Below are 9,816 nucleotides of genomic sequence, written 5' to 3' on the forward strand. Positions count from 1 at the left end.
CCCGGGAGGTCGGTACCGAGGGCAATCTGGGTGGCCAGGCTCATGTGCGGGGCGTGTCCGGGGTGTGGCGGGATCTCACCGAGTCGGTGAACTCGATGGCGGGGAACCTCACCGCGCAGGTCCGCAACATCGCGCTGGTGACCACCGCGGTGGCCCGCGGCGACCTGTCGCAGAAGATCACGGTGTCGGCGCAGGGCGAGATCGCCGAGCTGAAGGACACCGTGAACACGATGGTCGACCAGCTGTCGTCGTTCGCGGACGAGGTCACCCGGGTGGCCAAGGAGGTTGGTGTTGAGGGCAAGCTCGGGGGCCAGGCAACGGTCGACGGGGTGGACGGTACCTGGAAGGCGCTCACCGACAACGTCAACCAGCTCGCCTCCACGCTGACCACGCAGCTCCGGGCGATTGCCGAGGTGTCGACCGCGGTCACTCGCGGTGATCTCACTCGCTCCATCACGGTGGAGGCCGAGGGCGAGGTCGCCGAGCTCAAGGACAACATCAACCAGATGATCGCCAATCTGCGGGAGACGACCGACAAGAACGCCCAGCAGGACTGGCTGAAGTCGAACATCGCCCGGATCGGCGGCAAGATGCAGGGCCAGCGTGATCTGTACGCGGTCTGCCAAATGATCATTAGTGAGATGACCCCGGCGGTCGGTGCCCAGCTCGGTACGGTCTACCTGCTCGATTTCATCGAAGGCGACAAGCTGCGGCACGTCGCCGGCTACGGTTCGGCGCCGCGTAAGCGCTCCGACGGCACGTTCCTGTTCGGCGAGGGACTCATCGGTCAGTCCGCGGCGGAGAAGAAGCGTATCCGGGTGGAGCAGGTCCCCGCCGGCTACCTGCGTATCCGCAGCGGCCTTGGGGACGCGCCACCGAGTGATCTCGTCGTCACCCCGGTGATCTTCGAGGATCAGGTACTCGGCGTCATCGAGCTCGCCTCGTTCAGCACCTTCTCCGAGCTGCATCTGCATCTGGTCGACCAGCTGGTCGGCACCATCGGCGTCGTCCTGAACACGATCATGGCAAACGCGCGGACGGAGGAGCTGCTCGCCCAGTCCCAGCGGCTCACCCAGGAGCTGCGCTCGCAGTCGGTCGAGCTCCAGCGCACCAACAACGAGCTGGAGGAGAAGGCCGCGCTGCTGGAGGAGAAGAACGGCGAAATCGAAATGGCCCGGATCGGCCTGGAGGAGAAGGCCGAGCAGCTCGCGCTGTCATCCCAGTACAAAACGGAATTCCTGGCGAACATGAGTCACGAGCTGCGCACACCGCTCAACAGCCTGCTGTTGCTGGCGAAGCTGCTGGCCGACAACCCGGAGGCGAACCTCACCGCCAAGCAGATCGATTTCGCCGAGACGATCCACTCGGCTGGCTCGGAACTGCTCGGGCTTATCAACGACATTCTCGATCTCTCGAAAGTCGAGGCCGGCAAGATGGCCGTGGAGGCCGCGACGGTCCGTACCATCACTCTCTGCGACGCGGTCGCGCAGGTATTCGGCCCGATGGCCGAGGAGAAGGGCCTGTCCTTCGAGGTGACCGTCGCGGGTGATGTCCCGGAGGAGTTCGTCACCGACGAGCAGCGCATCCAGCAGGTGCTGAAGAACCTGCTGTCCAACGCGGTGAAGTTCACCGATGCCGGGGAGGTGCGCCTGGACGTGACGGTCGCCTCGGCCGATGTCGCCTTCACCACGTCGGCCCTGTCGTCCGCGCCGGTCGTGCTCGCGTTCAGCGTTTCCGACACCGGTATCGGGGTGGCCGCCGACAAGCTTCTTATGATCTTTGAAGCGTTCCAGCAGGCGGACGGGACGACGTCACGGCGCTACGGCGGTACCGGGCTCGGGCTGTCCATCAGCAAGGAGCTTGCGAGGCTGCTCGGCGGATCCATCGGCGTCGCGAGCACAGTCGGTCTGGGCAGCACCTTCACGCTGTACGTCCCCTCGGTGATGCCGTCCGAAGTGCTTCCGTCGGCCAGCCCCGGAGACAGCGAGGAAATCATCATGCTCGCCGAGACCGGCGGGGCGGCAGGGCGCTGGCGGCTGGCTGACAGGGCGACGATCGTTGCCGGGACGCCGCCCACCGGCGTTCGGCCGGCTATCGGTGGTGGTGGCGCATGGACACCCGCGTCGGCGGAATTCCAGTTGTCGGGCGCCCGGGTACGTGGCTCGTTCCGCTCCGGCGCGGACACCGACCCGGTGGGCACGCCGTTCCTCACCGAACTGCCCGCGGAGCTGGGCGGCCCGGCGGCGACGGCGGGCCTGGACGAGTCCGACCCGCTGGCCGGCTCGGCCGTACTTGTCGTGGACGATGACGTCCGCAACGTCTTCGCGTTGACCAGCGCCCTGGAGATGCGCGGCATGCGGGTTCTCTACGCGGACAACGGCCATGACGCGATCCGGCTGCTCCAGCAGGAGGGCTTGTCAATTGATCTTGTTCTGATGGATGTGATGCTGCCTGGGCTGGACGGGAACGAGACCACGACGGCGATCCGGCAGATGCCCGCGTTCGCCGCTCTGCCCATCGTGGTGCTGACCGCCAAGGCGATGCCGGGGGACCGGGAGAAGAGCTTCAAGGCCGGGGCGACTGACTACGTCACCAAGCCAGTTGATCTTGACCATCTGCTCGACACCATGCGGTCTCATCTGTAGTCCCCCAGACGCTGAGCGAGGCTCCCCAGTGGCGGCATCGCGATCACGGTTTTCCGCGGTTTCCCCGGGCCGCGGCCCGGGGAGCGCCGGGCCTGTCAGCGGGGTGCGTCGGAGCGGGTGAGGCAGGGATGAAAAGCTGGCTCCCCCGGGGACATCCGGCATCCTCCGACGATCTCATTGCGGTTGGCTCGGTTCGGTGATACTTCCACCGAGCGATGCCGGTGGCATCGGGAAGTGCGGCGGAAGTCATTTGTACCGTTGAGCTCGAAGCTATGCCGCCGTCGGCGGCGCGGCGTGAAGGAGGATGCGGGCGGTGACTGAATGCAAGAGTGATCATACGGACACCGGGAGCGGCGAAGAGGCACACGGCGCGGAACGCCCGCGCAGCAAGATTCTTTTGGTGGACGACCGGCCGGACAACCTGATGGCCCTCGAGGCGATCCTCGCATCCCTCGACCAGGAACTGGTCACCGCGTCCTCGGGCGAGGAGGCGCTCAAACGTCTCCTGGTGGATGATTTCGCGGTGATTCTGCTCGACGTCCAGATGCCGGGGATGGATGGTTTCGAAACCGCTCATCGCATCAAACAACGTGGCCGGACGCGGGACACGCCGATCATCTTCCTCACCGCGATTGATCGGGAACCGCACCACGCCTTCCGCGGCTACGCTGTCGGCGCGGTCGACTACATCGCCAAGCCCTTTGACCCATGGCTGCTGCGTGCGAAGGTCACGGTGTTCGTCGAGCTGTTCGAGAAGAACGAGCGGGTTGCGGAGCTTGCCCGTGCCCGGGTCCGGGACTTTGATCTGATGGCTGAGATCGTCGAACGGCTCTCCGCCCTGGAGGTCCTGCTGGAGGGGGTCTCCCCGGGCATGCCCGAGGAGACCATCGCCGCGGCGGCGGCAGAGGTTCGCGGCCTGGTGACGCGGCTGGCGCCGTTCTCCCGGCCGGGTGCCGTCGGCGTGGCTGATTTCTGACGCGGATCGGTACGGCTGTCCGGACGGGACAGCCGCTTTTCCCTCCCGTCCGGGCCGACGGCCGGTTTCGCCGGAGCCCGGACGGGACGTTTTACGCGGCGTGCGCGATCGCCGAGGCCGCTATCAGCGTAGCGGCCTCAAACACGCTCTCAAAAGATCGTTGACTCGTGCCCACCGCCTGGCGGTCAGGCCTGCACCGCTCCTGGCCTGCCGTTCTCGATTGCCCACTTGCTGTACTGGAACACGTCGGAATCCTGTTTGGTGAAGTCCCGCACGGCCCGCAGCTCCGCCGTCCAGACATCGCGGTTGATTGTGGACAGAATATACCCACGGTAGTCGGATTGGAACTGCTTGATGTGCGGGTTCAGGGGGAGGGCGTTCCTGATGATTGTCGGGAACGGCGCCGGGAGAACCGAGCTGATCGCCGTGCCGACGAGCTCGGTCCCGACCACGGGCGAGTTCGGGTCACGGAAGTCCGTATGCAGGTCGTTGACGAGGAACGCGTGGATGTCGCCGGTCAGCACGACCGGGTTGGAGACCTTCCGGTCGTACATGGCCTGCAGGACCGTGCGGCGCTCGGCCGCGTAGCTGTCCCAGAACTCGCTCCAGAAGTGGAGCGGGCCGGGGGCGAGGTCCAGCTGGGCCATCAGGATCTGCTGGACGAGCACGTTCCACCGCGCGCCCGCGTTCGTGAATCCCTTCAACAACCAGTCACGCTGCGGCGCGCCCAGGATGCTCCGGGCCGGGTCCTGGTTCTCGGTGCAGCTGACGATCTGTCCGCTGTTGACACCGTTGCTGTTGCACGCGTGAGCGTCGCGGTACTGGCGGGTATCAAGGATGACGAACTCGGCCAGGTTGCCGTAGCGCAGCCGGCGGTACAGCACGTAGTCGCGGCGTACCCTGTTCGGGAGCGGCATGTGCTCCCAGTACGCCTGGTAGGCGGCGGCGCGACGCGCCAGGAAGATATTTTGTGGTTCGTTGTCCTGGTTTGTCTGACTGGTGTAGTCATTGGCGACCTCGTGGTCGTCCCAGGTCACCGCCCACGGGTGGGCCGCGTGCGCGGCCTGGAGGTCCGGGTCCGTCCTGTACTGCGAGAGCCGCAGCCGGTAACCAGCGAGGTCCTTCGGTTCCGGGCACGCGTGCAGCCGGGGGCGACCGGGCTTCGGATTGGGTTCGTAGATGTAGTCCCCGATGTGGAAGACGACGTCCAGGTCCTGCTGGGCGATCTCCCGGTAGGCCGCGTAGTAGCCCTCCTCGTAGTTCTGGCAGGAGACGTGCGCGATGGTCACTTCGGAGACGTTGCGGCCCTCGCCGGGAGCGGTGCGGGTGTGCCCGATGGCGCTGCGCTCACCGGCCACTTCGAACGCGTAGTAGTAGTCGCGTCCCGGCAGCAGGCCGTCGACCTCGACATGTACACTGTGTGACCACTCGGGCTTGGCGGGTGCTTCTCCGCTGCGGATCACACGGGTCAGGCGGTCGTCGGCGGCAAGGATCCACCGCACCTGGTAGGAGCGGCTGGGCATGCCGCCGCCCGGCTCCAGCGGTGACGGCGCGAGCCTGGTCCACAGGACGATTCCGTGCGATGTCGGCTCTCCGGACGCCACGCCCAGCGTGAACGGGTAGCCGTTGATCCGAGGGACGCCCGCGCGCGCGGCGGGCAGCGACGCGGTCGCAATTCCAGCCGCGGACAGCCCGGACACCACGAGAAAACCGCGGCGTGCCAGGTTCGGATTGATCGAGTCAACAGAGTCCATAGCCCCCTCCAGGACGCAACTTCGCTATCTACGGAATGGCATGCGGGACGGCCTTTCTCGCACATTGGCCGGCCCCTGAGCGGCGCGGTGGGCCGTGACGGGCAAGCGGGCCAGCTCAGTGCCTCTCGGATTTCAGCACCGTGCGCTGTCCGGGTGGTAAACGGATCGAAAATCGTTAACAAAAGGTAAATCAATGAAGGTGGGTTCAGTAAAAAGACTTCGCCGCGGTGCGCGATTGCTTTTGTTGATGGATCGATTGGGTAAAAGAATTCACAAGCGTGGCTGGCCGATTACCGGCCGGTGGTTGTTTCGCGGTGGCTGTATGTGATCCACTGTTCCGGTGGGGGCCGCCGCCGGTTCATCCGTGGTGTTGCGTGTTCCCGGCTGTGGTTGATATTTTTTGATCATGCTACGGTCGTGATGATTTGCTGATCGGCGGTATGCGGCTGTAGCAGCCCGCTGGTCTTGCGCTTATAATCCGGGCGAACAAGTTGATCGATGTGCCGGCCTGACTCGTTGATCAACCTCGTGGTCGATGTTCGGGGGCGGTATGGGATATCAGCTGGGAGTTGACCTGGGCTCGGCCAACACGGTGGTCGCCGCGATCGACGACGGCTGGCCGCAGATCTTGGCTCTCGGTGGCGGAACCGACGTTCCGACCGTCGTCTACGCATCGCCCGATGGCGAGATTCAGGCTGGTCGGGCGGCCGAACGCCGCGCGGTGGCCGATCCGGGCCGGGCTGCCCGCGGTTTCCCGCGACGGGTGGGTGATCCGACGCCCGTGCTGCTCGGTGAGGCTGCCTACACCCCCGAGGCACTGGTTTCACGCCTGGTCGACTGGGTCGTCGCCGCGGCCACCCGATTGCGCAAGGCGCTCCCCGACCACGTGGTCGTCGCCCATCCGGCCAGCTGGTCGCGGTTTCGGTGCGAGCTGTTCGCCGAAGCCGTCGGCCAGGTTGACGCCGATGTCCCGATCACGGTGTGCTCCTCCGCCGACGCTGTTGGCGCGCTGCTCAACCGCCGGAGCGCGGCGGCCCCCGGGGCGTTCGTGGGCATCTACGACTTTGGCGCGGGCTCTTTCGAGGCCGCGGTGCTGGCCACGATGCCCACCGGATTCCAGATTTCCGGAACCCCCGCCGGGATCACCCGCGCCGGTGGCATGGAAATCGATGAAATCGTGGTGGCCCATGTACTGCGAAAGCTTGGTGGCGCCGCATCAGGTCTCGATCACGCGGATCCCGTGACGGCGGCGGCGCTGCGCCGGTTACGGTCTGAGTGCGCCCAGGCAAAGGAGATCCTCTCCGAGGACGATGCGGTCGATGTCCCGGTTGGCCTGCCACCGGTCGGTGGCGTGGGCATGCCGGAGTCCGTGCGGCTGACCCGGGACGAGTTCGAGTCCCTTATCCGGCCCATGGTGGACGACACGGTCCGCGTGCTCGAGCGCGTACTGCGGTCGGTTCCGGCGACATCCGCGGATCTGTCCGCGTTGCTGCTGCTCGGCGGCTCGGCTCGGATCCCGCTGGTCGGCCGGGTCCTTGCCGAAGCGTTCCCGGACGCCGGAAGACAGGAGATCGGCTCACCTGGTGATGTCGCCCTCGGCGCGGCGCTCATTGCCGCGCGGGGCGCGCGCCAGGCCGTACCCCCACTTCAAACAGTCATCATCGAGCCGCCGGCGCTGAGTGTCCCACCAGCGCTGAGTGTCCCGCCGGCACTGAGCGCCCCGCCGGTTCCGCGGACCTCGCCACCGGTGATTCCGTCAATTGTGGGCAGCCGGCCCGGTGGAGTCCCGTCGTCGCCGAGCGTACCCGTTGCGGTCAGCGCACCGCCGGTGAGCACCGCGCATGCGCTCCCGGTTCCAGCCCGGGTCACGCCGGTTGAGTTCGCCGACGCGGCGCATGCGGGCCGCCGGACGAAAAGCCGTCCGTTCGCCGGCTTTGTCAGCACCCGACGCGGGATTGTTTCGGTAGCGGCTGCCGTTCTTGTCCTGATCGCGGCCACAACGGCTGGAATTGTCACGGCCGCTGGTGGCGGTAATGGGCCGGTCCCGCTCCCTTCGGCCGGGGCGTCGGCGGTGGGCCAGGGCCAGGCGGCGGCCCCGCCAGGCGAGCCGTCGGTCCGCGCTGAGAACGTCATTCTCGCCTCCGGCTCCAGCGAGGTCGCACCGATCACCGAAACTGCTTACGCGCTGTTCCGACAGCAGCAGAGCGGGGTCGCGGTCCGGGTGGAGGCAACGTCTACCGACGACGGATTCACGCGTTTGTGTCAGGGTAAGATCGACATCGCTGGTGCCTCCTTCGCGTTGAACACCACTTTCAAGGGCGATCCCGGCTGCGCGGATCGGGTCGCCGAGTTCGAGATCGCCCACAACACCCTGCCGGTCATCGTGAACCCGCAGAACACCTGGGCGCGCTGCCTGACGCTCGGTCAGCTCACGAACATCTGGAAGAAGGGCTCGACAGTCACCAGCTGGAACCAGATCGATCCGAGCTTTCCCAACGAGCCGGTGAAGTTGTTCGGCCCAGCGCCGACGTCCGTCCACGGCCAGGTCTTCAACCAGGAGGTGAACGGGGCGAGCGACAACGTCCGCGGGTACCGCGCGGTCGAGCTGGAAGGCGTGGCGCAGAACGTCGCGCAGGACAAGAACGCGCTGGGCTTTCTTGATTTCCCGACGTTCGAGACGTACGGCGGCAAGATTCGTGGCGTGGAACTGGACAACGGCAGTGGGTGTATTTCGCCGTCGGTGGTCTCCGCCGGGACCGGCACCTATATCCCGTTGTGTAAACCGCTCTACCTGTATGTAAGCAAGGAAGCCCTGCGCAGGCCGGCCACGGCTGCGTTCGTCAATTTCTATGTGCGTAATGGCCAGGACATCGCGTTCAGGTCCCATGAGGTGCCGCGGAACAACGAGACGACAACCGCCAACATCAACCTTGCCGGCAAGCTCACCGCGGGGGTCGGCCCGGTCGTGGCGTGAACGTGCCCGGCGGTGGCGTCGTGGACTGCCCGCGATACCACCGTCTCCTGGCCCACCCGCCCTGGCGGTATCGCGGGCTGAACGTCCGCGGCTGGGGATCAGGGGCTATCGCGGGCAGGGGTCGGAATAGGGCAACCGCGGTACCCACTGTCGCCACCCCTCGGGGTCCAGCCGGAAACGTGGATCCGCGCAGGCGGCTTGGGCGAGGGTGTCCGGATCGGTCGACAGCACCCGCAGATCGCCGTCCGCGCCACCGGCCGCGAACGCGTGTCCGTCACCGGACACCGCCAGCCGGCTGACAGCGGTGGTGTTCCCGTTCACGAGCCGGGTCAGTTCGACGGGTTTCGCCGTGGCGTCCCAGAACACGATGGCACCGTCGGCGCCCGCGGATACCAGCAGGCCATCCGTGCCGAACGCGGCACCGGTGACGCGGTTGGAGTGGACGGCCAGGACGCTGACTGCCAGCGGTTTGGTCGGGTCTGACAAATTCCACAGCCGTAACGTGTTATCGTCACCGCCGGTTACCGCAAGATGTCCGTTCCGGTTGAAGGCCACTGTCACGACCGCACCGACATGCCCGGTCATGGTAGCGATCTGTTGCGGCTGTCCGGGGTTGGCCAGGTCCCACAACCGCACCGTCTCGTTCACGGCCGCGGTAGCCAGCAGCCGGCCGTCCGGGCGCAGCGCGATGTCCGTCACCAGCCCACCACGGTTGGTCAGGAACGTCAGTGATGTCGGATGCCGTGGATCGGCGATGTTCCACAACCCGACCGTCCCGTCCGCGCCCGCCGTCACCAGCAGTTTGCCCGTGGGGTCGAACAGGAGCCGGACGACCGGGCTGATGTGTCCGTCGAGCCGGCTGGGCTGCCCGCTTGCGTCCGAAGCGTTGCCCTCCCACATCCGGTCGGCCCAGAGCCGGGCGGTGTTGTCGGCGCCGCCAACCGCGAGCCGGCGGCCGTCCGCGCTCAGCGCCACGCCGTTTGCCTGCCCGGTCATCTCCGGGCCGAGGTCGGCGGTCAGAATCGGTTTGCGGCGATCGCTGAGATCCCATAACCGTACCCGCCCGTCGGCGTCGGCCTCGGCGAGCGCCCGGCCAGCGGCGTCCCAGGCGACATCGAGCACCTTCGCGCCGCGCTGGGGCAGTGACACCGCGGATGTGGCGACGAACGACGCGACCATGGCGCGCCGCGCCTCGGCTGTCGGCGCGATCCGGTATGCGGCAACGGCGAGCTGGCCGGCCAGGTTCGGGTCGCCCTGGCGCCTCGCGCCCGCCTCGGTCGCGAGCTGTCGGGACACCGCCGCTCGGTCGGCGTCCGGCTGGCCGCTGTTCTTGCCCGCAACGACGACAGCCAGGACGCACGCTGCCGCGATCACCGCCGCGGTGAAACTGAGCCGGCCTGGCCCGCGCCAGCCGCCCCCGCGCCAGCCAGGCCCGCGCCGGCCAGGCGCGACCGGAGCGGGGGCGGG

Annotated in this window: 5 protein-coding genes; 3 read left to right on the forward strand and 2 right to left on the reverse strand. The window is 67.1% G+C overall.

Annotation, left to right across the window (positions count from 1 at the left end):
• On the forward strand, positions 1 to 2,645 hold a 2,645-nt coding region (locus tag MJ797_RS08505; RefSeq protein WP_239333476.1), incomplete at its 5' end, for a response regulator.
• Between the two features lie 313 nt (positions 2,646 to 2,958).
• Positions 2,959 to 3,621, forward strand: a complete 663-nt coding sequence (locus MJ797_RS08510; RefSeq protein ID WP_239333478.1) for a two-component system response regulator — start codon at positions 2,959 to 2,961, stop codon at positions 3,619 to 3,621.
• A 185-nt stretch (positions 3,622 to 3,806) separates the two neighbouring features.
• Here MJ797_RS08510 and MJ797_RS08515 read toward each other — a convergent pair whose 3' ends face one another.
• Positions 3,807 to 5,375: an alkaline phosphatase gene (locus tag MJ797_RS08515; RefSeq protein WP_239333480.1), complete on the reverse strand. Its 1,569-nt coding sequence runs from the start codon at positions 5,373 to 5,375 to the stop codon at positions 3,807 to 3,809.
• A 550-nt stretch (positions 5,376 to 5,925) separates the two neighbouring features.
• Between MJ797_RS08515 and MJ797_RS08520 the strand changes: the two genes are divergently transcribed.
• Complete coding sequence (locus tag MJ797_RS08520; RefSeq protein ID WP_239333482.1) at positions 5,926 to 8,349, forward strand: Hsp70 family protein; 2,424 nt, start codon at positions 5,926 to 5,928, stop codon at positions 8,347 to 8,349.
• 105 nt (positions 8,350 to 8,454) lie between these two features.
• Here the strand turns inward: MJ797_RS08520 and MJ797_RS08525 are convergent.
• Positions 8,455 to 9,816, reverse strand: a 1,362-nt coding sequence (locus tag MJ797_RS08525) for a WD40 repeat domain-containing protein (protein ID WP_239333484.1), incomplete at its 5' end; no start/stop codon positions are given.

It is taken from the genome of Protofrankia sp. CiP3, assembly GCF_917627345.1.
GTDB lineage: Bacteria > Actinomycetota > Actinomycetes > Frankiales > Frankiaceae > Protofrankia.

Bases quoted from the DNA above. Each gene is read 5' to 3' on its own strand.
- MJ797_RS08515 (WP_239333480.1), bottom strand. From the start codon at position 5,375: ATGGACTCTGTTGACTCGATCAATCCGAACCTGGCACGCCGCGGTTTT.
- MJ797_RS08520 (WP_239333482.1), top strand. From the start codon at position 5,926: ATGGGATATCAGCTGGGAGTTGACCTGGGCTCGGCCAACACGGTGGTC.